The 21847-nt window shown below is 41.1% G+C and carries 21 protein-coding genes; 9 read left to right on the forward strand and 12 right to left on the reverse strand.

Annotated elements, in window-relative coordinates; genetic code table 11:
• Position 1: 1 nt before the first annotated feature.
• From ctpC to ispG, 3 genes are all read right to left on the reverse strand, one after another.
• Positions 2-1285, reverse strand: a complete 1284-nt coding sequence (ctpC, locus tag AC5JMK_RS18080; RefSeq protein WP_096673685.1) for a carboxyl-terminal processing protease CtpC — start codon at positions 1283-1285, stop codon at positions 2-4.
• 270 nt (positions 1286-1555) lie between these two features.
• Positions 1556-1762 carry a hypothetical protein gene (locus tag AC5JMK_RS18085; RefSeq protein ID WP_495910728.1) on the reverse strand — a complete coding sequence of 69 codons (207 nt, stop codon included), beginning with the start codon at positions 1760-1762 and terminating at the stop codon, positions 1556-1558.
• Entirely contained in the window at positions 1759-2985 is a 1227-nt protein-coding gene (ispG, locus tag AC5JMK_RS18090; protein ID WP_096673681.1) for a (E)-4-hydroxy-3-methylbut-2-enyl-diphosphate synthase, read from the reverse strand. Before ispG ends, AC5JMK_RS18085 begins: the two co-directional genes overlap by 4 nt.
• A 487-nt stretch (positions 2986-3472) precedes the next feature.
• On the opposite strand from ispG, the gene AC5JMK_RS18095 reads away from it, so the two are divergent.
• Positions 3473-4498 carry a cysteine hydrolase family protein gene (locus tag AC5JMK_RS18095; protein WP_096673679.1) on the forward strand — a complete coding sequence of 342 codons (1026 nt, stop codon included), beginning with the start codon at positions 3473-3475 and terminating at the stop codon, positions 4496-4498.
• 44 nt (positions 4499-4542) lie between these two features.
• On the opposite strand, the gene AC5JMK_RS18100 is transcribed toward AC5JMK_RS18095, so the two are convergent.
• Positions 4543-5427, reverse strand: a complete 885-nt coding sequence (locus AC5JMK_RS18100) for a LysM peptidoglycan-binding domain-containing M23 family metallopeptidase (protein ID WP_495910737.1) — start codon at positions 5425-5427, stop codon at positions 4543-4545.
• 718 nt (positions 5428-6145) lie between these two features.
• Between AC5JMK_RS18100 and AC5JMK_RS18105 the strand changes: the two genes are divergently transcribed.
• A complete protein-coding gene (locus tag AC5JMK_RS18105; protein WP_096673673.1) occupies positions 6146-7363 on the forward strand; it encodes an HhoA/HhoB/HtrA family serine endopeptidase in 1218 nt (405 codons plus the stop codon).
• A 56-nt stretch (positions 7364-7419) separates the two neighbouring features.
• Here AC5JMK_RS18105 and AC5JMK_RS18110 read toward each other — a convergent pair whose 3' ends face one another.
• The 3 genes from AC5JMK_RS18110 to ispD form a co-directional block, all read right to left on the reverse strand.
• Positions 7420-7767, reverse strand: coding sequence for a DUF760 domain-containing protein (locus tag AC5JMK_RS18110; protein ID WP_096673671.1), 348 nt, complete (start codon positions 7765-7767; stop codon positions 7420-7422).
• A gap of 296 nt (positions 7768-8063) precedes the next feature.
• Entirely contained in the window at positions 8064-8594 is a 531-nt protein-coding gene (gene scpB, locus AC5JMK_RS18115) for an SMC-Scp complex subunit ScpB (protein WP_096673669.1), read from the reverse strand.
• Between the two features lie 321 nt (positions 8595-8915).
• Positions 8916-9605: a 2-C-methyl-D-erythritol 4-phosphate cytidylyltransferase gene (gene ispD, locus AC5JMK_RS18120; protein ID WP_096673667.1), complete on the reverse strand. Its 690-nt coding sequence runs from the start codon at positions 9603-9605 to the stop codon at positions 8916-8918.
• A 96-nt stretch (positions 9606-9701) separates the two neighbouring features.
• Between ispD and AC5JMK_RS18125 the strand changes: the two genes are divergently transcribed.
• Both AC5JMK_RS18125 and AC5JMK_RS18130 read left to right on the forward strand, forming a co-directional pair.
• A complete protein-coding gene (locus AC5JMK_RS18125; RefSeq protein WP_096673665.1) occupies positions 9702-10661 on the forward strand; it encodes a glycosyltransferase family 9 protein in 960 nt (319 codons plus the stop codon).
• A gap of 1000 nt (positions 10662-11661) precedes the next feature.
• On the forward strand, positions 11662-12450 hold the full coding sequence (locus AC5JMK_RS18130) for a hypothetical protein (RefSeq protein ID WP_495910729.1): 789 nt from the start codon (positions 11662-11664) through the stop codon (positions 12448-12450).
• Between the two features lie 35 nt (positions 12451-12485).
• On the opposite strand, the gene AC5JMK_RS18135 is transcribed toward AC5JMK_RS18130, so the two are convergent.
• Positions 12486-12959, reverse strand: coding sequence for a CRR6 family NdhI maturation factor (locus AC5JMK_RS18135; RefSeq protein ID WP_096673663.1), 474 nt, complete (start codon positions 12957-12959; stop codon positions 12486-12488).
• Positions 12960-13359: 400 nt separating this feature from the next.
• Here AC5JMK_RS18135 and AC5JMK_RS18140 point away from each other — a divergent pair, with 400 nt between their 5' ends.
• Complete coding sequence (locus AC5JMK_RS18140; RefSeq protein ID WP_096673661.1) at positions 13360-13980, forward strand: TMEM165/GDT1 family protein; 621 nt, start codon at positions 13360-13362, stop codon at positions 13978-13980.
• Between the two features lie 119 nt (positions 13981-14099).
• On the opposite strand, the gene AC5JMK_RS18145 is transcribed toward AC5JMK_RS18140, so the two are convergent.
• Positions 14100-14879, reverse strand: a complete 780-nt coding sequence (locus AC5JMK_RS18145; RefSeq protein WP_495910730.1) for a tetratricopeptide repeat protein — start codon at positions 14877-14879, stop codon at positions 14100-14102.
• Between the two features lie 36 nt (positions 14880-14915).
• Entirely contained in the window at positions 14916-15047 is a 132-nt protein-coding gene (locus AC5JMK_RS18150; protein ID WP_495910731.1) for a hypothetical protein, read from the reverse strand.
• A 381-nt stretch (positions 15048-15428) separates the two neighbouring features.
• Here AC5JMK_RS18150 and patR point away from each other — a divergent pair, with 381 nt between their 5' ends.
• Entirely contained in the window at positions 15429-16490 is a 1062-nt protein-coding gene (patR, locus tag AC5JMK_RS18155; protein WP_495910732.1) for a heterocyst master regulator PatR, read from the forward strand.
• A 171-nt stretch (positions 16491-16661) separates the two neighbouring features.
• On the opposite strand, the gene AC5JMK_RS18160 is transcribed toward patR, so the two are convergent.
• Together AC5JMK_RS18160 and malQ are read right to left on the reverse strand one after the other, a co-directional pair.
• Positions 16662-17831 carry a homocysteine biosynthesis protein gene (locus tag AC5JMK_RS18160; RefSeq protein ID WP_096673655.1) on the reverse strand — a complete coding sequence of 390 codons (1170 nt, stop codon included), beginning with the start codon at positions 17829-17831 and terminating at the stop codon, positions 16662-16664.
• Positions 17832-18214: 383 nt separating this feature from the next.
• Positions 18215-19714: a 4-alpha-glucanotransferase gene (gene malQ, locus AC5JMK_RS18165; RefSeq protein ID WP_096673653.1), complete on the reverse strand. Its 1500-nt coding sequence runs from the start codon at positions 19712-19714 to the stop codon at positions 18215-18217.
• A gap of 108 nt (positions 19715-19822) precedes the next feature.
• On the opposite strand from malQ, the gene AC5JMK_RS18170 reads away from it, so the two are divergent.
• The 3 genes from AC5JMK_RS18170 (at position 19823) to AC5JMK_RS18180 (ending at position 21445) form a co-directional block, all read left to right on the forward strand.
• A complete protein-coding gene (locus AC5JMK_RS18170) occupies positions 19823-20248 on the forward strand; it encodes an NUDIX domain-containing protein (RefSeq protein ID WP_096673651.1) in 426 nt (141 codons plus the stop codon).
• Positions 20249-20516: 268 nt separating this feature from the next.
• Positions 20517-20912: a RidA family protein gene (locus tag AC5JMK_RS18175; protein WP_096673649.1), complete on the forward strand. Its 396-nt coding sequence runs from the start codon at positions 20517-20519 to the stop codon at positions 20910-20912.
• A 395-nt stretch (positions 20913-21307) separates the two neighbouring features.
• Positions 21308-21445, forward strand: a complete 138-nt coding sequence (locus tag AC5JMK_RS18180) for a hypothetical protein (protein WP_495910733.1) — start codon at positions 21308-21310, stop codon at positions 21443-21445.
• Positions 21446-21847: the final 402 nt, after the last annotated feature.

Raw genomic sequence — 21847 nt, forward strand, 5'->3', positions numbered from 1 at the left:
ATTAATTTTTTTGTGCGTTTGTCCCTTTCGCTGCAATTTCTTTGCCTAGCACTTCCACAGCTTTAGCGAATTGTGGATCTGCTAAAGTAGCAACTTTGTCTCGTTCTTTGAGCCACAAGTCTTGTCGCTGCTTATCACTTAAATCCACTACTATGTTCGGGTCAATCCCATGTTTGTTGATGTCTCTACCAAGGGGGGTATGGTATTTGGCGATCGTTACTGCTAATCCTGAACCATCATCTAAGGGGCGCACAGATTGTACTAGACCCTTACCAAAAGTTTGACTACCCACTACAACAGCACGCTTGTTATCCTGCAATGCGCCTGAGAGAATTTCACTAGCACTAGCACTACCTTTATCTACCAATACTACCAAGGGTTTATTCGTTAAAGCGCGTCCGTTGGCAATTTCTCGTTCTGTCTCACCCTGGCGATCAATAGTAGAAACAATCGTCCCTCTATCCATCCACATCCGGGCAATATCCACACTGGAGTAGAGAAGACCGCCTGGGTTATTACGTAGATCCAATACGTATCCAGACACTTGCTTACTTTCCAAATTCTTAATTGCATCCCGCATTTCTTTGGCAGCATTTGAACTGAATTGCTTCAGGCGAATGTAGCCAACATTACCTACAGGCGTTTGCTTTTGAGAAAATTGTACTGGATGAATTTCAATCCGCGCCCGTGTAATTGTAAATTCCTTTTTTTGATTATCACGCAAGATAGTTAAGTTAACTTTGCTACCTGGCTCACCTCTGATCAGTGCTACTGCTTCATTAGTATCCATGCCCTCTGTGCTTTTACCATTAATGTAGATAATGGTATCTTTTGCTAGAATACCAGCCTTAGATGCAGGCGTATCCTCAATGGGCGCAATTACAGTAAGTTTTTTAGTTTTTTCATCCAAACCAATTTGGATACCAATACCTGTCAATTCACCAGAGGTATCAACTTGCATATTTTTGAATTCCTCTGGGTCCATAAACCGGGTGTATGGATCGTCCAGTTTTTTCAGCATTTCCCGGATGGACTTATAAGCTTCTTCGTTGTTCTTGTAAGACTTATTCAGGTACTCGCTGCGAACAGCTTTCCAATCTACCTTATTAAAAGTACCGTCTACGTATTGTTTATTAATAATTTGCCAAACTTCATCTATTAATTCCTTTGGACTTTCTTTAAAAAGAGCTTGTCCTTGCGAGTGAATACCAAGGCTAGTAACAGCGATTGTGGATAGCGTCACCGCCGTAGCACCCAAAACAAGTCCATTTCTTGTAATTACCATAATGACAGCTGCGTGGCTAGGGACAAAATTTTATATGCTCAGTATGCTCAATCTAACACAGGCAAATACTGTACAGAATGAACATATCTTGTTATTTCGACAAACTTATTTAAGAATCCGGCGAGCTTAAGGTTAATTGTACAAAAATTGAGGGAATAGGGAACGGGATTGGGGAATGGGGAATGGGGAATGGGGAATGGGAATTAGTGTTTATTTTCTCCCTTGTCTCCCCCTTCTCCCCTGTCCCCTTCTCCCCAGAGCAGGGTGGTTTCATACAAGCAGAGAAAAATTAAAATCTTCTTTTAAAGCCTCTCCCCTTATTAAGGGGAGAGGTTTGGAGAGGGGTAAAAATCTATGCTTCAAAACGATAAATACAGACTTCCATATTTTTATTTTTTCGTATGAAACCACCCTGCTGTCCCCTTCTCCCCCAGAGGGGCCCCATCTTCCCCAATTCCCGATCCCTAATTTCTTCATGGTTCTATCCAGCGTCCATCTACCTTAATCAAATTGATTAACTCCTCTACACCTTGTTCTTCTGGGACTTTCTTAATTTCTTCTCTACCGCGATACAGAGAAATGTAACCTGGAGTCTTACCAACATAACCATAATCAGCATCTGCCATTTCTCCAGGGCCATTAACAATGCAGCCCATAACTGCAATGTCAAGCCCAGTAAGGTGATTGGTAGCTTCACGGACTTTGTGCAGTACTTCTTCAAGATTAAATAAAGTACGTCCACAGGAAGGACAAGCAACATACTCTACCATTGTCTTCCGCAATCCCAAAGCTTGCAGAATACTGTAGCAGACTGGAATCTCTTTTTCTGGAGATTCAGTTAGTGACGCTCGAATTGTATCGCCAATGCCATCAGCTAACAAAGTAGCAATACCAGCAGTGGATTTTATTCTTCCGTATTCACCATCTCCAGCTTCCGTCACACCTAAGTGCAAGGGGTAATCCATACCCAACTCGTCCATTCGCTGTACCATGAGACGATAAGCAGCAATCATCACAGGAACCCGTGAAGCTTTCATGGAAATTACTAGGTTGCGAAAGTCTAAAGATTCACAAATACGGATAAATTCGATCGCAGATTGCACCATTCCTTCCGGTGTATCACCGTAAGTAAATAGCATCCTTTCAGCAAGAGAACCATGATTCACCCCAATTCGCATGGCTTTACCTTGATCGCGCAAAGAAACTACTAATGGTTCTAGAGTTTCGCGGATTTTTTCACCAATTTCGTCAAATTCGACTTTGCTGTATTCGGTTCTGTTTGGGTTTGGTTTTTCAAACACATACAATCCCGGATTTATCCGAACTTTCTCTATATGTTTAGCAACTTCTAGGGCAATTTTCAGTCCATTATGATGCACGTCAGCAACGATTGGCACATCTTGATAGGTTTTGATTAATTTTTGTTTAATTTCTGCCAAAGCTTTAGCATGAGCCATACTTGGCACTGTAACACGAACAATTTCGCAGCCTATCTCATGCAAGCGTCGAATTGCTGCAACAGAGCCATTAATATCAAGAGTATCCTCGTTAATCATAGATTGCACCACCACGGGATGACCTCCGCCAATGGTGACATTTCCTACCTTCACAGGACGTGTTTTCCGTCGTTTAATTGTTGTATCAAAAGTAGGTTGACTGGATAAAGTATTTGAAGTAATAGGTGTGGGTAGAGTTTGCATAACTTCTTAAGTAATTTTGCCGTAGCGAAAATATCAGATTTCAAAATGTTCTGTTTCCCAGATTGCCACAGTTAGTGCTGTTTTGGGCAAAGAACTAGAAAAAAAATGATAGACGTCAAGAATCAAAGAGAAAAGCAGATATTAACTATTTTTCTCAATGTTAAAAATATATGTTCTCCGCCCAAGGAATTTATTCTTTGCGGGACATGAAGTAGCTGCAAGATGTCAGGGTATTAGCTAAATAGTTGCGATGGTCAAAGACCGTTCCTACTCTGCGGAAAACTGATGTAATGGAGCATTGCACTCAGAATCTAAAGTGATTATCCAAAGATTATTCAAATTTGATATCAGATATCGATAGACGCACAATCTCACAAAACTCCATCAAAATAGACTCATCCCCACCCTAAAACTAACTATGACTCAACTAAAAACCCAACTCACCCTAGAAGATAATCTAAAATCCTATTTATTCTGATGTCGTATTATGAATACCTCAACAAAAATCCAACTATCTATTCCCTCACACTTCAACCCCAAAACAGTAGGTAAAGTCTGGCGCGTACCTTATCAACAAAGCGCCACAGCTGCACAAGCATGGGCAAAACAACACGACATCAAACCAGCATCTGAAGATAAAACTCGTATTTGCCTACTTTTAATTGATGTTCAAAACACTTTTTGCATCCCTGAATTTGAATTATTTGTTGGGGGAAAATCTGGTACTGGTGCAGTAGATGATAATTTTCGTTTGTGTGAGTTTATCTATCGCAATTTGGGAATAATTACAAAAATTGTACCAACCTTAGATACCCATACAGCGATGCAAATTTTTCATCCTATCTTTTGGGTAAATCCCGCAGGTGAACATCCAGAACCTGCTGCAACTAATATTATTCCAACAGATATTGAGCAAGGTATTTGGAAAGTTAACCCAAGTGTTGCTTTTAGTCTAGGACTTGATTACGATTTTTTAGAAAAACATGCCTACCATTACGTTAAACAATTAACTCAAGAAGGTAAATATCCATTAACAGTATGGCCTTATCATTCTATGTTGGGTGGTATTGGTCATGCTTTAGTTGCTGCTGTGGAAGAAGCAATCTTTTTCCACTGTATTGCACGTCATAGTCAAACGCAATTTGAGATTAAAGGTAATAATCCTTTAACAGAAAACTATTCTGTTTTACGCCCAGAAGTTTTGTCAGGTTTTGATGAGCATCCTATTGCCCAAAAGAATACAAGCTTGATTCAGCATCTGTTAGAATTTGATGCTGTAATTATTGCAGGACAAGCTAAAAGCCATTGTGTTGCTTGGACAATTGATGATTTATTAACAGAAATTAGGCAGGTAGATAGCAATTTAGCGAAAAAAGTTTATCTCTTGGAGGATTGTACTTCTGCTGTTGTTGTTCCGGGTGTGGTGGACTATACGGAAGCAGCAAATGAGGCGTTTCAGCGATTCGCTGATGCTGGAATGCACGTCATCAAATCTAGTGAATTCGTTTGTTAATAAGCACTAAAGTGCTTACTACAAACCCTGGAAATTAATCAACTTCATTTCATATACTCTTTTGGATCTTGAGCAACCCAACCCAGAGAAGAGTTAGACCGGATTTCAAAATGTAGATGAGGTTGACTGATGGTTGGTTGTCCAGTCTGACCAACTGTTCCTAGCACTTCTCCCTGTTTAACTTGTTGACCAAGGCTAACTTTGATACTCTCCAACTGGGCATAACGGCTTTGCAATCCACCACTGTGATTAATAATTACTAAGTTACCGTAAGTACCGCGATCGCCTACAAAAACTATTGTCCCTGGTGCGATCGCATTTACAGGGGTTCCAATCGCAGCTAACAAATCAATACCACTGTGAAAGAAAACTTCTCCGTTTTTGGGATTGAGTTGCCAACCATAGGGAAACCCTACCTGAGCCATAGATGCTAAGGGATACCCAGTTATTTGCACAGCAGGGGTATTTACACTAGGAGTTGGGGATGGCGACGAACTCGCACGAATTGGTGATTTGTTGGATGTGGGAATAAATGCAATTTGAGATGGTGGTTTACAGCCATTTAACTCAAAAAGAGCATCAGCACGAATTTTGTATTTTTGTGCCAATTCTCGCCAAGTTTGACCACGAGCTACTTCTACTACAATACCATTGTAGGGAGGGATGAGAATATTACTACCTACACTCACCCTACCGTTTTTTAAACTGGGATTCATGGTGATAATAGTATCAGGAGCTAAATTGTAGAGCGCGGCGATACTCTGCAAAGTTTCGCCACGCCCAACTTTATGACGCACAAAGCGTTCTAGAGCTGGAGTTGGACATTTAGCAGCCTGTGCTAGTGCAGAATTTGGGTATGTGGATACAAGTCCCAAAGCAGAGATTAGGCTAGAGAAAACAAGTAGAAGTAGGCGATCGCTAACAGTCATGTATGTTAAATGGAGCAATATTGAAGTACTCAACGTCAACAGTTCATGTATGGCGGGAGTATTCTTGCGATTCTAGCTGAATTTTATATTTTATTTGGCAGTTAGTTGTTAGTTGTTAGTTGATTGGTATTAACTACCAACGACAACCACAACGATTAACAAAATTAATCTGTCTACTTGTCTTTTGCTTGACTAAACTTAGAAATTAGCATCTTCTGCATTGCTGTCCTTGAGTATGGTCAACGACCCAGGTCTAAAAATGCTGGCTTCCAGCCTAAGAGTTTGACTACAGTTGACCAGACTAAGTACATTTTGGCAAGCTCAATGCGTGCCTTGCGTACTACCTTATTGACAAGAGTTAAAGTCCTACCAAGGAATGCGTAGCTAGTTCCTTGCTTTAGAACCAAAGGATTAAACAGATTCCCAAGGGTTAAGTCAGTGTATGAGCGGATAGTACCGAACTTAAACATTGTCTAAGCTAATATTACCCCTTTTGGGAAGCTCCTCGGAGCAAAACCATTATACGTACAGGATGAACAATTCTAGTTCGTAATTGCCCGAACGAAAGTAGAGATTGCAAAACTACAGAGAATTAAGTAACCCCAAGGCGATAATGGAACACGGCGATCAAAAAATCGCACTCTTCGGGAAGCAAGCTACGTGTCGCTTCCCTCTCAGGTCGCGCATACTCCTAGTTTCCCGCATACCGAGAGGTTTTATGAAGTTATCTAAGAAACAACTAGCCGTTTATTTTTCATTGGTTGTGGGCGGCGGCGTATTCGGTGGTAGTGCAGTGTTGCTAGCCAGTCCCTATCTCCTGACACAGAGGCGTACGTTTCAGGAACTCAAGAATGTGAGCATGGGTGCGCCATCAGAAACAGTTGTTACTAATCCTTTGGGAAAAAATATCGAAGCAACTGGGGGTGAAAGCGTTAATTTTGTCGCCACTGCTGTTCAAAAAACAGGATCAGCAGTAGTCCGAATTAATGCAACACGCAAAGTCGCCAATCCTATTTCAGATGCTTTCAAAAACCCTCTGTTGCGTCGATTTTTTGGCGAAGATGAAGAACCAATTCCACAACAGAGAATTGAGCGCGGTACGGGTTCTGGTTTTATCCTCAGTACGAATGGAGAAATTCTCACCAACGCTCATGTAGTAGCAAACACAGATACAGTACAAGTTACCCTCAAAGATGGTAGAACATTTCAAGGAAAGGTGATGGGAGTTGATCCCATGACGGATGTAGCAGTGGTAAAAATTCCTGCCAAGCAATTACCGTCTGTGAAATTGGGCAATTCACAAAATTTGATTCCTGGACAGTGGGCGATCGCGATTGGCAATCCTCTGGGTTTAGATAACACTGTCACTATCGGCATCATCAGCGCTACAGATCGCACCAGTTCCCAAGTTGGTGTACCAGATAAACGGGTTAGCTTTATCCAAACCGACGCCGCCATTAATCCTGGGAACTCTGGAGGACCTTTGTTAAATTCTCAAGGTGAGGTAATTGGAGTCAACACTGCAATTCGTGCTGATGCTCAGGGACTTGGTTTTGCCATTCCCATAGAAATTGCTGCCCGCATTGCTGACGAACTTTTTGCTAAAGGACACGTGGAACATCCTTTTTTGGGAATTGAAATGGTAGACCTTTCTCCTACCAAAAAGCAGCAAATCAATCAAGAGAATAATCTTAACATCCAGCAAAATGCTGGTGTTGCCATCAAGGGAGTTTTAGACAAATCACCTGCACAACGAGCAGGACTGCGCCCTGGAGATATCATCCAAAAATTTAACGGCAAACCAGTTAAAATTGCTGCTCAAGTACAGAAAATGGTTGAATCTAGCAGCGTTGGAGACACTTTACAAATTGAAGTCAACCGGGACGGCAAAATTCAAACTTTTCAGGTTCAGTCAGGAGCTTATCCCCACAAATAGTCTAGAGTCCAAAGTCAAGAATATTTACTACTGAAACATTGACAATTGACTCTTGACTAATGATTGTTAGTCAAATGATCTAAGTGCATTCGTTGTTCCATTTGACGCAGGAAATAGCCCGTCATCATAGCTGATGCTAGAAGACCAGCAAGATTATCCCGGTCGGTTGTAATCTGAACATTGAAGTTTTCAGCAGGCAACATCCCGACTAGCCCTTGGACATTTTGGGAAATAATTTGCTTAATTTCAGGGCTGACGGACTGAGCGACGTTAGCCAAAACTTCTGGAGACTGATGCTGTAAATATTTGAGCAACTGATTAGAGGGTTCCTCAAAAGCGTCACTCAGATGCTGACGAGGGTGTTGTTCAAAATTGTCATTCAAAAAGTCAGGATCAAACACCATTGGCAATTTAAGTTTAGCGGAGTTGCTAATTCTACTCTAAACCATAGTATGGGGTTAAGACATATTTCCTCAGCTAGGAGTAGCATTCATCTTAGGTAAGGTTTAATGATCAGGGATTGGGGATCAAGGATTGGGCAACAAATTCTTAATTTTGAATTTTGTAGACGCAAAGCGGCTACTTACAGAAGTCGCTTACGCGCCTACCGAAGGTATTTTGTACGCCCTTGGCGTTCTTGAAGGGTATTTTGAATTGTTTTGTCCCCCTTGTCCGCGATCTCTAATCCCCAATCCCCGATCTACTCTATTTCCGATGCTGATTCTAGTTTTAGCTCTAATTGTCGTTGCTGTTGTGGAGAGGAAAATGGTGAAGGAAGTTGTTCGATCTGAAAATATTGATGAAATTTGGGTGTTACCTGAAGCGAATAGGAGCGAGAGTCATGATCTCGGCGTTTCTTGACAAAACCAAGTTCCACTAGTTCTTGGACGTGTTGATATGCTCCGGAGCCACGCAGGTTAATTAAATCAGTTTGTAGCATGGGACTATTCAAGGCGATCGCTGCTAAAGTCCGCAATGCACCCACCCCCAATTCTACTGGTATCAGAGTTTGTACTAAATCTTGAAAATCAGACCGCAATTGCAAGCAGTAACCATTTGGGGTTTCTACGACTTCTAGGGCGCTATCACGATGAGCATAATCGTCAATCAGCTCGATAATACCTTCTTCAGCAGTAGCGCGATCGCACGCGGCATAATCAGCAATCTCACTGATTGATAAAGGTTTACTCTTCAAATAAAGAATTGCTTCTATTTTTGTCGCTGCATTCATTCGATCAATAATCAATAGTCAAGAGAAGCCAGTGTGTTCTTAGAAGTTTTCTCCGTTGTAGCACCTGACGTTCTATATTGACATTCCTCATGCCTAAAAGGCAGGGAATTCTTACTTCACAGGGTAGAAAATGAATTTACCCCTTGCTGTTGCATTTCCAATTGTCAACAATCAAGGACTACTGACAGTTGACAACCGAACAAGGAAAGAATAATTTAATATGTAACGATTCAGGTATCACAATAATAACTAAAAGTCAAGTTTAAGTTGTTTGTTGTAAAGAGTCACCCTTGTCTCCCTTGTCCCCTTTTTCGCCAATCCCTACTCCTCACCAAATCTGGTTTTGAAGATAAATTCTGCGATCGCTAAATCTTGTGGGGTAGTTATCTTTAAGTTTGTTTCCTCTCCTTGAACAATTTGCACTTGATAACCACATTTTTCAAATAAAGCAGCATCGTCAGTCACTTCCCAACCCTGAGCTACACCTTCAGCGTGACACTGTTTTAGTAGGTTCACATCAAAACCTTGGGGAGTTTGTGCTGCCCAGAGTTGGCTTCGGTCTGGTGTACTCTGAATTATGCCATTTTCATCTACGACCTTGATGGTGTCTTTAACTGGCACAGCTGCTATTAAACCAGGACATTGCCGAATCGTTTCGGCACATCTGTTGAGTAAATCTGGTGTAGCTAGACACCTAGCCCCATCATGAATCAACACTTGTTTAGCATTGGCTGGTAATGATTGCAACCCATTGTAAACAGATTCTTGCCGAGTAGAACCACCCTGAATTAACTCCAGAGGTTTAGTAAGCTGTAAATTATCGCTGATTTGCTTAAAGTCTTGCCAGTCAATAGGCTGGGAGATAATTCCTATCCAACTAATCTCATCTGATGCTTGTGCAGCTAAGAGCGTCCAAGCAATAATTGGTCGCGATCGCACTTGCAAGAGGAGTTTATTGCGATTACTCCCCATCCTTCGTCCACTTCCGGCAGCAGGAATTAATAAATGCACAGGTTTTTTAACTTTTGACTTTTGACTTTTGACTTTTGACTTTTCTAGTCCCTATCTTCCCCTAAAATAAGGAGCGAGTAGGCGTAAATTAATATTATGCGAATAGTAGCCCTTGTCCCTGGTGGAATAAGCGACCAAATTCTATTCTTTCCGACACTAGACGACCTGAAGCGTAATTATCCTGACGCTCAGATAGATGTCGTTGTGGAACCCCGGTCAAAGGCTGCTTACCAGGTGAGTAAGTCAGTTAATGATGTACTGATATTTGATTATAAAGACCGTAACAGCTTGGCTGATTGGGCTAACTTAGTAGGTATACTTCGCGATCGCGAATACGATGCCGCTATTGCCTTAACGCAAAGCTGGTTAATGGGTCTTTTATTGTGGTTGACTGGAATCCCCATACGTATTGGCTACAAAGGCAAAGGAGCAGCTTTTCTGACTAACACCCTACCTCTCAAGCAAGAACAATACGCTGCTTATGTGTATCACACTTTGCTGCAAGAGTTGGGCATTGAGTCTCCCTGTCCAGAATTAGCTGTGAATGTACCTAAATCAGATATTGATTGGGCAGACAAAGAGCAATTAAGGTTGGGAGTTAAAGAAACTGGTTATATTTTGATTCACGATGGTGTAAATGAGTTAGCACCAAATAAAAGTCAAGATAGAACATACCATGCCGAAAATTGGTTGCATATCATTCAAGATTGCCAACAAAAGCAACCAGATATACCTGTGGTGGTAGTTCAAGAACCAAGTCAACAAGAGTTTGTGGCTAGACTCAAACAGTCTATACCCGACATCAAAATCACTTCCCCAGATAATATGGGCAAGTTAGCGGCAATTATTACAGGAGCAAATTTATTATTATGTACTGATAGTGCGACTGTACAGCTTGCCGTTGCTGTGCAGACCTATACTATTGCCTTGTTTGGTTCTACAGATCCAGCTAAATTATTGCCGAAAAGCGATAAATTTATTGCTATCAAATCTCCTACAGGCAAAATAGCAGATATTTCGCCCAAAATTATTTTGGAAAAAATCTGGGGCGGCTAGCACTTCATTCCCATTGCCTTGAATTGTTCTTGAACTGTTGTATTAATTTAAACCCCCCTTCCACCAGTTGATTTTCTCCTATAAGCGGAAGGGAGGTTTCATATTATTTATCTTACATAAAGAAGGGAACAAGGAAGTTTTAACAGGGAACAGGGAAGGGAAAAACTATTTGTGTAATTAATTTTGTCTAAGTACTTGATAAAGTAATTTTTGTAACGGTAGTACATATACTTAAGCCTAAAAACTGCATAAAACTCATTTGCACTGTATAATAAAATACTCAAAAATTTAATGTTTTTACGGAATAAGAGTTACCTAAACAACTGTTTTTTTTTTCTATAACCTGATATGTTGAATGAATTCTAGGGAAATATTTATTTAGACGCATTTATGAATGTGTATCTCATATACCACAGTCTATAAATATGGAATACACGGGTTCCTATATAACTCCCTATTTGGATAGTTAGTAACAACGTTTACTAAAGATTTTTCTGTGTCCTAAAAGTTACATCTTCAGTATCAGATAACAGTATGGAAAAAAATAAATCACTGACTAAAAAAGTTTTGTTATTACTTCGTGGATAAAAAACTTTGGCGATATTGCTGTTACTAGCTAGATATTTACTGACCGAAGAATATTTAATAAACAACCTGTTCAAATCATATACTGTATGATGTATCTTAATGAAATTAAGTCATCCTAAAAAAGGTTGATGCTAAAACAAATACAGGACTCCTATTTGATTTTGGAAAAAAACTCAGTATACTTCCTGTTAAGAATTCCCCGTTTTTACAAGTAAGTTCATAAATCAAATTGGATTCCTATATTTGTTTCTACAAATTGAGTTCAGCAAAACAGAAAATTCCATCTATTTAACGATTGATAGTTGTAAAAATTACCTGGTGTGATTAGACTTTGGGTGGATCTAACACGCCATTATGTGTGTTTTTTAACTCTAATTCTTGCTAATTAGCAAGGACATCCACCAAGAATGTCATGAAATTTTCAAAGGGAAAACAAATGGCGATTCATTTACATGGCTTTACTAGCAATGGTAAACGTTACATTCAAGTAGAAAGCCAGCCCCATCATATCACGGGCGTTTTTAGAAAAATAGTCTGCTTCTGTAAGAGTAGATGCGAGAGTAAAGTGATGAATACAGAAAGCGCCTATTTTGAGTGTGAGGAAGATGGAACAATTACTTTTTATCAATCACTAAGTACCGATGGAGAAAAATCAGGTATTTGGACTTATCTTGTGTATGAATGTGGAGAGACAGAAGAAAAGGTATTCCAAGACAAATCTATTGATATAAGTATCAATTATTTATATAAATTATTAGCTGGTCAGAAAATAGTTCAAAATGCTATAGGTATTCATGAGTATCTTAAATATAAATTTTACGAAAATGAATATTTAGATGTTTATCTGCCTGCTGATTGGGATAATCTGACAGGTAGAGCAATAGCTAATTTACTTTTAGAGGAAGTTAAGGCATTTAATTCTTCATCTTTATTTGCCAAAGATGATGGTAAAAAATATATGAAAACTGTGATCAATAATTTTATTAAACTGGGGCGAAAAGTTTTAGAAAAAGGTGGAACAATCAAAGATTTTGAATTACATCAATATGATGTACTTCAAAATATTAGAATTAGTGAAATTGCAAATCTAATCATAGAATATAACGATTACCGACTATGGCAAGCAGCCTTACCCAGCAAATCTAAAGCTGTAGAATACGCCTTTAGTGCTGCTTTAGATCTAATATGTCAAATGACCTAAGTATCCGTTATGTACTAATTATTTATTAGCTATTATTAGAACATTGCAAAAAAATCATCGTCTAATTCATAACCTAGCATTTGAGCCATCGATTGCAGACGTGATTGGCTAGGTATATTATTTTGTTTGAACCAGTCACTCAAAATAAAGATTTTATGCATTAAAAAGATTTCCAACGCTTCTGGATTGTACTGAATTCCTTCTTTGGAACTGAATTGATGTGGTACTAGCATAGCTGTATAGCGAGCAAATTCTCCCATTTTCCAGTCAAGTAAAAATGGGAACCAAGGATAACGAGCATCGAGGCGAACAAACCACAGGCGCACTTCTGGAATTTCTGAGAGTTCTCGCGGATCACCTTCTTGTTGGAAATAGTTAACATCAAAGTGTAACTGCTGTTCATGGGATGCGATCGCTCCTTCTTGCAGCAATTGCTCAATTACTGTTGTTACAGGAGATAGATCTAAGTTGTGAATGGAGTCAGAATTGAGAGCGATCGTAATAGACATAAATAACTAAGAATATATATAGTAACTTTGACAATTCAGACTAGCAGCTTTGTGAGTTTAATGCTAGGAGGGGATAAGGGGGACAAGGGAGATATTGTTAACATTTTTTCCGTGTTACAGCGTCTTCTCCCGAAAAAATTCTTTTACTACAACTTAAGATAGATGTATAATTACCTATAAATGTAAGAAGGGGAGTAGCTGCTGGCAAAAAATTCAGCCAGTCCATCTAAATCAACATACTGGCGATGAGCCTGGTTTAGATGACAATCAAGCAATAAGCTAGTTGGAAGCGAGACCTTCACTGAGTTCACACAAAAGGTAAAGTGTGAAGCTCGGTGAGGTTTCGCTAGTCTCATTGAGCTTCACATACGAGTAAACGAATCGTCTGGAGCTTGAGAGAGTGCTAACAGCTTTCACCGCAGGTTTATTACTAATTACAATTTCGGAATTAGGTGACAAAACCTTTTTTATCGCCGTGATTTTGTCCATGCAACACTCGCGGCGACTTGTATTTGCGGGTGTAACAGCAGCTTTAGCGGCGATGACAGTGCTGTCTGTCGTAGTAGGACAAGCAGTATCATTACTGCCAAAAGTTTACATTTATTACGGCGAGATTGCTTTATTTATTGCCTTCGGTTTAAAGCTGTTGTACCAAGGTAGTAAAATGCCCAATGCTACCTGCGATACGGAAGTTGTAGAAGAAGCAAAAACCGCAGTTGCTCAAGCACAAAAGCAAATGAGAAAGCAAAAAACAATGTGGGCAATTGTACTAGAAGCTTTTGCATTAACATTCATGGCAGAATGGGGCGATCGCACACAATTTGCCACCATTGCTCTAGCAGCAGGGAATAATCCTGTTGGGGTGAGTATAGGTGCTATTTTAGGACATGCCATTTGTGCTGCGATCGCTGTAATTGGTGGCAGAATGTTAGCCGGAAGAATTTCTGAAAAAACACTCACCATTGTTGGCGGATTTTTATTTATTTTATTTGGTATTGTCGCGGCTGTGGAAGGAGCATGAAATTTGGGTAGCGGGGAGTGGGAATCGGGGATTGGTTATTCTCCGCGTGTTCCCGCGTCTCCCTGCTCCCTTGTCCTCCTTGTCTCCCTTTCCCCAATCCCCAATCCCCTGTCCCTTCCCTACGGTGCTGGAGTTGCAGCAGGAGTTGGAGTCACAGTCTCAGAACTTTTTTTATTAATTTCGTCTTTGTACTGAGCTGGAGCTAAAGATGCAGCCTTATCAAACAAAGGTTTTGCTTCATCAGTTTTTCCCTGCTCTTTGACAACCATTGCTTTTGCCAAAACAGGACGAAAATCATTAGGAGCGCTATTAATTGCTTGATCGTATACAGACAAGGCTTGTGGATAGCGTTTTTGGGTAGCATGAACATTACCCAGCATCACTTGCACAGCAACAGTATCTACGCTACCAGGTTCAATTTTATTTGCTTGAGTTGATTTAGCAAGGGTATCTTGTAATAACCCAATTGCTGCTTCCGGGCGCTTTTGGTTGAGCAACAAAGCCACCATTCCTTGCAAAGCATTAATATCGCCTGGTTTAGTCTCCAAAACAGAGCGATAAGCCTCTGCTGCACCTTCTTTATCACCCATTTGTTGCTTGGCTTGTGCCAAAAGTACGCCGTATTTAGTTTGTTCTGGATTGAGTTTAGTTAATTTTTCTAGAGGTTCAATAACTGCTTGAATATTACCTACACCTAAACTTAGCAATTGCAAACGAGTTTCTAACAAACCTCGCAGGGCTGTTTGATTTTCGGGTTCTCGCTGCAAAACTTGTTCATAACCTCTTGCTGCATCTTCCAGTTTTGACTTTAGATCCGAGGAAGACGAATTTCCTCTGCCGCTAGCGGAATTTGGGCTGGACTGTTGCGTATCATTAAATGCGGCTATGATGGGAACCATATAGCGTTTCCTATGCTAATGAAGTATAGCTAGACTTCATAGATAAATCATTTCAACTTTGAGAATGTACCTCATCTGAGCGAGAACCGCTATAGACACTCCAACAAAAGCTATCACTGCCAGCACTAACACTACTTTAACTAACCATCTATTACGCGGCTGAGACACAAAACCGTCCTTAACTCTAATAACACTATTGTTTGCCGTTTACACAAAATTGAGAAAATTAAAAAATTGAAAAAGTTTGCGGAATATCGCTAACTAACTGTGAACTTTATAACAAATAGCCATTTTTGATTCTTAAGAAAGAGATGAATTTAAGAGGAGACGCTTAAATAGTAGCTATGCTATGCTTCCGAAACTAGTGGAAAGACGCTAAATTACACATTTAGTGTGTATGCGAAAATAGCGTCTTTCAGTATCATAACAGGGCAAACGATGGTGGTTGTTTTGAAAGTAAATATACTTTGAGCAGCCGCACAACCGCTCTTCCCTGTTGCGTTAATAAAATCCCACAATTGGGATGTGTCTCCGCCGCAAGGAGTTGCTATGAATTCCGACCTGATGCCGTCCCCTGAATCATCAAATTCAATAGCTTCTGATGAAGCAAAACTTAATCAAGAAGAAACTACTGATGTAGTAGCACCACCCGGAGTGTCGCAAAGCGAAGCTTCGTCTGTAACGTCAAGCGAAACTGCTAATGATGGGAACTTAGTGAATCGACAGCAACCGATTCCACCTCCGAGCGAACCAATGCAGTATCGAGCGATTGGTCTAGTCCGGGGTCGTTACTTTGCTAGCAGCGAACAATTTACCCAAGGTGTAATGTTGACCCCAGATGGTACCAAATTGGAGGCTGTGCTACTTGGTCGAATCATGAGTTTAGTCAAAAACCATCTCGACTTAGAGCAAGAGCATCTGTGGGTTGTTTATCCACGGACACGCCAAGAAAACGACAATTTGCATCTTCAAATTGTGGGGGTATGGGAGCCAGAAAAACTGACTAAAAGTTCCATAAACGAACAGCAGCAAGATTTGACCTCACCAGAGGAGGAAACACTCAATCCTGATTTATCCGAGAATTTAGAGGAAAAAGACCAACACACCTCAATAGAACCAGCACCATCATCAGAAATTGTAGATGGCGGTTTTTCTGTTCGTGGCGAAATAGTCTACCAGTCATATGATACAGAGAACTTGGTAATCAAAATTAAGCAATCTGCCCGCAAACCAAATGATAAACCTAAGTATTTCAAATTGAAACTCAAGGGCAAGCTAGAAACCAAAGCAGTAGGAAAGTTTTGGGACTTGCAAGTCCAGCGAGAAGGTGAATTTTTGGTCATAGAGAAAGCAACAGTCATCGCTGAACTGCCCAGAAAACGCAGCAGTAGACCACCATTTCAACGTGGAGGTGGAGGCGGCTCTGGTCGTCGTCCAGGTCCTGGTGGTAGAAAACCATATCCCCCCAGACGAAGTGGAGAAGGCCCACTACGTCCAACTAAAAAAGTGGGTGATTCTTCATCATCATCGCCGCCCTCACCGCCATCACGACCTATACCCAAAGGTTCTGTTCCCAAGCCGGTGAAGCGACCGAAGCCACCGGAGGAATAGGGGATTGGGGAGTGTGGGGAGTGTGGGAAGTGTGGGGAGACTAAATTATAAGTAACCAATTCTTCATTGTCCCCAGTGTCTCCCGTATCCCCCTTGTCCCCCTTGTCTCTCGTGTCCCCCGTGTCTCCCGTGTCTCTCGTGTCCCCCGTGTCTCCCGTGTCCCCCTTGTCCTCAAAACTCCGTCCACCGATCCTGGGGGAGAAAAGAGCGTTCCATCGGGATTTGGGCGACTGGTTCAGTAAGGGTAAAAGTACCTGCTTGAATCCATTGTTTTAACTCTTGGGCAACTTGTCGAGAGAGGAAAATGCTAACAACGGGTGCAACTCTTACTGTTTTACCTTCAATGATGATGTGTCCAGACTTTAGTTGAGCGTAACTCACTAAGCCAAAGGTGGGACGCACACGTCGGGGAATGGAAAAGTCTACGATGGGTGCTACTAAATCTTTATCACTAACTGCACATCTGGCTACTACTTCTTCGTTTAATACCGGAAGTGGTACACCCACACCCAACATTAGAGAAGGGCCATAATTTTTAAAGTAACAACCCCGCACCCAATTAGCATTCATTTGTTTGGCATCACCAATTAAAGCTAAAGTTGCAGCTGGGCCAATGGGTGTACGATTAGGCAAACGTTTTTGTAAAGGAAAATGTTGTGTCCCTTCCCATGCTACATAGCCAATACCCCCACCTAAGAAAATTCGTGTACCAATACCCACTAGTTGGAGATCGGGGTCGTTGAGGAGAGGAGAAATAGCACCAGGGTTAGAATAAACTGCATTACTCAAACGTGGCTGTAAGGGGCCTAAATAAGTAAAAAGTGGGCGATCGCCTCCGTTCACTCCTACAATAAAATTTTGATAAAGATTTCTGGGATTAAATAAATAAAACTGATTAATAGTGTCACGAGTAATTGTTGTTTCAAAGGTAGCCCTGGGATAGCAATCTGTAACTTGTCCTTGAGCGCGTACGTGTACTGGCTTACCAGCAATCAAATCTTCAATCACATGACCGCCACCCCGTTCGCGGACTTCTTCTCCTTCCATTACCTCTACAGTAGAACTTGCACCCAAGTATAAATCTACAGCACCAAAACCGGGATATACTGGAACACTATCCAACCAACAGCGACGAATTTTGATTGGTGGATCAGTATGCCCCAAGTTAATAATTGCACCACTAGATTCCATTGGTTCAAAAGTGCCAGTGGTGATGACATCAACTTCCGTGGCAACTTTTGTAACACCAACTTCCTCAATTCTGGTTTTTAATTCTTCAACAGTCAAAACCACCGCACGTTTACGGCTGATTTTTTCGTTAATTTCCGCAATGGTTCGCATATTAAAGGGGATTAAGCGCTAATACCGTTTCACTATAAGTTTGATACATTTGGGCAAAGGTATTTTATCCCTTGCCCTTTGGTTTTTCCCCTTTAAAGTTTCCCCAACCTACACCAATCAGTCAAAGTTGAGTTGGGAAAGTACTATAGCAGTTCTCGGTTGTGTCCAATACGTACCCCACCCCTTAATCCCCTAAGCGCTTGCGCTTAGGGGAGGTTTTGCGTCAGCAAAGCCGGGGTGGGGTTCCGACTGTATTGCAATCGAGTCAGAAGTGCTATAGTACAGCACGGCGTAAATAAAGCAACCATTTAAAATAGTCGAAAAGCTTATAAAATAAGCATTCTTTCTTTTTACTTTTGCCTTTTTACTTTTGCCTTATTGTACTAGTAGCGCCCATAAATTATAGCCATCTCCTTGAGACGATTACTGTAATCCTCCGTCAAGGCTTCGCTTCGATAGCGCCAATCCCAATTACCATCAGCTTTGCTGGGGGTGTTCATACGAGCATCAGCTCCCAAATTGAAGACATCTTGGAGAGGAATAATCGCTTGATTAGCAACAGAACTCATCGTCAATCGGATCAGATCCCAAGCGATTCCGTGAGAACCATTACAACCAAGGTATTTTTGGACGCGATCGCGTTCATAATCAGAAGCATCATGACCATACCAGCCAATCGTCGTGTTGTTGTCGTGAGTTCCGGTGTAGATCACGCTGTTGGGAAGCACATTATACGGCAAGTAGGCATTGTGAGCATCGCTACCAAAAGCAAAGTGCAGAATCTTCATCCCTGGAAATCCGAAATTGTCTCTAAGATCTAACACTGGCTGATCGATGTAGCCTAAGTCTTCAGCAATAATTGGTAGGGTACCTAAATCTTCACGAATTGTTTCAAATAGAGCATAACCTGGAGCCTTTACCCATCTTCCATTTACTGCCGTTGCTTCTCCTGCTGGAACCGACCAATAAGACTCTAAACCTCGGAAGTGGTCAATACGAATCATATCAGCGTGAGCAAGGATTTCACGTACACGCCAGACCCACCAATGAAAACGAGTTGATTCTAGGTATTTCCAGTTGTAAATCGGATTCCCCCAAAGTTGACCTGTGACTGAGAAATAATCTGGTGGTACCCCTGCGACTTCAGTAGCTTTTCCTGTTTCGGGGTCGAGCATAAAATTCTGCGGATGCGCCCACACATCAGCGCTATTGTGGGCAACGTAGATGGGAATATCGCCAATAATCTGAATATTTTGTTGGTTAGCGTAGAGTTTAAGCTCAGACCACTGGCGAAAAAACTCGAACTGTAGGAATTGGTGAAAAAATATCTGGTCTGTCAATTGCAGACGCCAGTGTTCGAGTACTTCTGGTTTGCGTTGACGCAGTTCTTCAGGCCAGTCAGTCCAGGTTGTAGCTTCTTGGGTATCTATTAATGCCATAAACAGTGCATAATCTTCTAGCCAATTCGCTTTACCTCTGTAAAAACCCTCAAATTCTTTGTGCTGGATTTTACTAGCGTTTTGCTTGAAATTTTCACAAGCTTTCCGCAACAGAGGCATCTTCCAAGCGATCACTCGCTCAAAATCTATATGATCTAATGGGAAGTCTGGCACATCACGCAGGTCATCTTCGCTCAAAAAGCCTTGATCTTTGAGTACATCCAGGCTAATCAACAGAGGATTACCTGCCATAGCAGAGAAACACATATAAGGTGAATTGCCATAGCCTGTGGGTCCCAAAGGCAATATCTGCCACAACTGCTGGCCACTGCGAGCCAAAAAATCTACGAATTGATAAGCCTCCAAACCCAAATCCCCAATTCCGTAGCGACCGGGGAAACTGGTTGGATGTAGTAAAATACCACTGGTTCTGGGAAAAGGCATAAATATCCTGAACTATAAAGAGCAAAGATATGCACTGAATTTAACACGGAACAGTTGTTGACTTTCAGCTATCTGGAAAACCAGATTTGATGTCACAATTGGTGTTTTATGAGTTATCAAAATCCGATTCCGACTGTTGATATCATCATCGAATTGCTTGATCGTCCTCATCGACCAATAGTGTTAATTGACAGACATAATCCGCCGTTAGGTTGGGCCATACCTGGTGGTTTTGTTGATTATGGAGAAACTATCGAAGCAGCAGCGCGACGCGAAGCCTTAGAAGAGACTGGTTTAGAGGTGGAGTTGATTGAACAATTTCATGTTTATTCTGATCCAGCACGCGATCGCCGCAAGCACACGATCAGCATTGTATTTTTAGCAACGGCAAAAGGTGAACCCCAGGCGGGAGATGATGCTAAAGGAATAGAAATTTTTGAATCTTGGCGTGTGCCTAATAATTTATGTTTCGATCACGATACAATTTTGCGAGATTATTGGCGATATCGACATCATGGAATACGTCCGAGGTAGGGGATTGGGGATCGGGATCGGGGATCGGGGACAAGGGGGACAAGGGAGAATTTCTCTCAATGACAAATGACCAATGACAAATGACCAATGACAAATGACCAATAGACCTCTTGCAAAAGTCGAATGAACCCCCCTCAATCCCCCCGTTCACGGGGGGAAGATTTAGTTCCCTCCCCGTAAACGCTTAGGGTTAGGGTGGGGTAAAAATATTTTTGCAAGAGGTCTAATGACCAATGACCAATGACAAATGACAAACAACAGAAGAACTATGAGTAAAGAGATTATTCGTACTGAGAACGCACCAGCACCAGTAGGCCCATATAATCAGGCGATCGCTGCTGCTGGGAAAATGCTATTTGTGGCGGGACAGATTCCGCTTGATCCAAAGACTGGTGCAATTGTCGGTGAGAAAGATGTGAAAAAGCAAACTGAGCAGGTAATGGCAAATTTAGAGGCTATTTTGGTAGCTGGGGGAGCTAGTTTTGCTGATGTGGTGAGAACGACTGTGTTTTTAGCTGATATGAATGATTTTGTGGCGGTGAATGCAGTGTATGCAAAATATTTTGACGAAGCGACAGCACCAGCAAGAGCATGTGTACAGGTATCGCGTTTACCTAAAAATGTATTGGTAGAGATTGATTGTATTGCAGTGGTTAGTGATTAGTGGTTAATCTAAGAATCAAGGGTCAATAGTCAACGGTTAATAGTTATTTTCGGTGAGAGGTGGTCAAGCTTTTCTTTAAATTCGTCCCCCTTGTCCCCCTTGTCTCCTATTCCTCCGAGTGATGCGATCGCTGTTCATGATCAAAAAACAAATTACAGCGTTTTTCACGTAAATGAAGTAGGGGCGTAGGGTCGGAGTGTCCCTACTTTATTTGTGCCGACTTACTCAATAGTTAAATTAATAAAGTATTACTTTAACTGTAGCTAAAGCTATGAAAATATTTATCAAGTAATATTTCCTTCAATGTCAATATATTGAATATATGAGCAAATCAGAAAGTCTAGATTAGAGTAGAAATATTCCCATAAAAATAAGAAAAAAGAGGGAGTCTAATTATGAAGGCTATCTCCAATATCATCGCTAGTATAACTCGCTATATTACTGAAGCAGCAGTACGGATATTTGGCCCGAATGATGACGCTTATCCAAATATTGGCATCCAACCATATACAGGAGATGTTTTTTCTGAATAAATAAAAATTAATCAGTAGTTGATAAAAGATTAAGATGAGTCAATCAATTCAACATCGGTGGAAAAATTAAATCCACCGATATTTTTTATGTTATTAAATAAACCCGCTTGAGTGATTCACAAGCGGGATTAATTTTGATTAACTTATACCAATTAAATATGAAGCTACCCCTCCCAACCTCCCCTTACCAAGGGGAGGTACCGAAGGCGGTGGGGTTCTTTCTATGCATCTTCATATGGAAATGGTATTACAAGAATTATGTTAAAAAGCAACACCCCTATTTTGAAGTTTGTTCTTATTAGTGTCAGAAACCTCAGACTGTTCTCATGGATGTTTTAGCATCCCTCTGGTGACTGTAAAGCAAGGGAAACGGCAAAAACCCTACACCACATAAACAAACTA

This window comes from Pelatocladus sp., assembly GCF_059505505.1.

What these genes read in the sequence shown, in the direction of transcription:
- AC5JMK_RS18130 (WP_495910729.1), top strand. Translation starts at nt 11,662, where the DNA reads ATGAAATTTTCAAAGGGAAAACAAATGGCGATTCATTTACATGGCTTT.
- ctpC (WP_096673685.1), bottom strand. Translation starts at nt 1,285, where the DNA reads ATGGTAATTACAAGAAATGGACTTGTTTTGGGTGCTACGGCGGTGACG.
- ispG (WP_096673681.1), bottom strand. Translation starts at nt 2,985, where the DNA reads ATGCAAACTCTACCCACACCTATTACTTCAAATACTTTATCCAGTCAA.
- AC5JMK_RS18175 (WP_096673649.1), top strand. Translation starts at nt 20,517, where the DNA reads ATGAGTAAAGAGATTATTCGTACTGAGAACGCACCAGCACCAGTAGGC.
- patR (WP_495910732.1), top strand. Translation starts at nt 15,429, where the DNA reads ATGAATTCCGACCTGATGCCGTCCCCTGAATCATCAAATTCAATAGCT.
- AC5JMK_RS18095 (WP_096673679.1), top strand. Translation starts at nt 3,473, where the DNA reads ATGAATACCTCAACAAAAATCCAACTATCTATTCCCTCACACTTCAAC.
- AC5JMK_RS18110 (WP_096673671.1), bottom strand. Translation starts at nt 7,767, where the DNA reads ATGGTGTTTGATCCTGACTTTTTGAATGACAATTTTGAACAACACCCT.
- AC5JMK_RS18170 (WP_096673651.1), top strand. Translation starts at nt 19,823, where the DNA reads ATGAGTTATCAAAATCCGATTCCGACTGTTGATATCATCATCGAATTG.
- AC5JMK_RS18135 (WP_096673663.1), bottom strand. Translation starts at nt 12,959, where the DNA reads ATGTCTATTACGATCGCTCTCAATTCTGACTCCATTCACAACTTAGAT.
- AC5JMK_RS18125 (WP_096673665.1), top strand. Translation starts at nt 9,702, where the DNA reads ATGCGAATAGTAGCCCTTGTCCCTGGTGGAATAAGCGACCAAATTCTA.
- AC5JMK_RS18100 (WP_495910737.1), bottom strand. Translation starts at nt 5,427, where the DNA reads ATGACTGTTAGCGATCGCCTACTTCTACTTGTTTTCTCTAGCCTAATC.
- scpB (WP_096673669.1), bottom strand. Translation starts at nt 8,594, where the DNA reads ATGAATGCAGCGACAAAAATAGAAGCAATTCTTTATTTGAAGAGTAAA.
- AC5JMK_RS18180 (WP_495910733.1), top strand. Translation starts at nt 21,308, where the DNA reads ATGAAGGCTATCTCCAATATCATCGCTAGTATAACTCGCTATATTACT.
- malQ (WP_096673653.1), bottom strand. Translation starts at nt 19,714, where the DNA reads ATGCCTTTTCCCAGAACCAGTGGTATTTTACTACATCCAACCAGTTTC.
- AC5JMK_RS18085 (WP_495910728.1), bottom strand. Translation starts at nt 1,762, where the DNA reads ATGAAGAAATTAGGGATCGGGAATTGGGGAAGATGGGGCCCCTCTGGG.
- AC5JMK_RS18160 (WP_096673655.1), bottom strand. Translation starts at nt 17,831, where the DNA reads ATGCGAACCATTGCGGAAATTAACGAAAAAATCAGCCGTAAACGTGCG.
- AC5JMK_RS18145 (WP_495910730.1), bottom strand. Translation starts at nt 14,879, where the DNA reads ATGGTTCCCATCATAGCCGCATTTAATGATACGCAACAGTCCAGCCCA.
- AC5JMK_RS18105 (WP_096673673.1), top strand. Translation starts at nt 6,146, where the DNA reads ATGAAGTTATCTAAGAAACAACTAGCCGTTTATTTTTCATTGGTTGTG.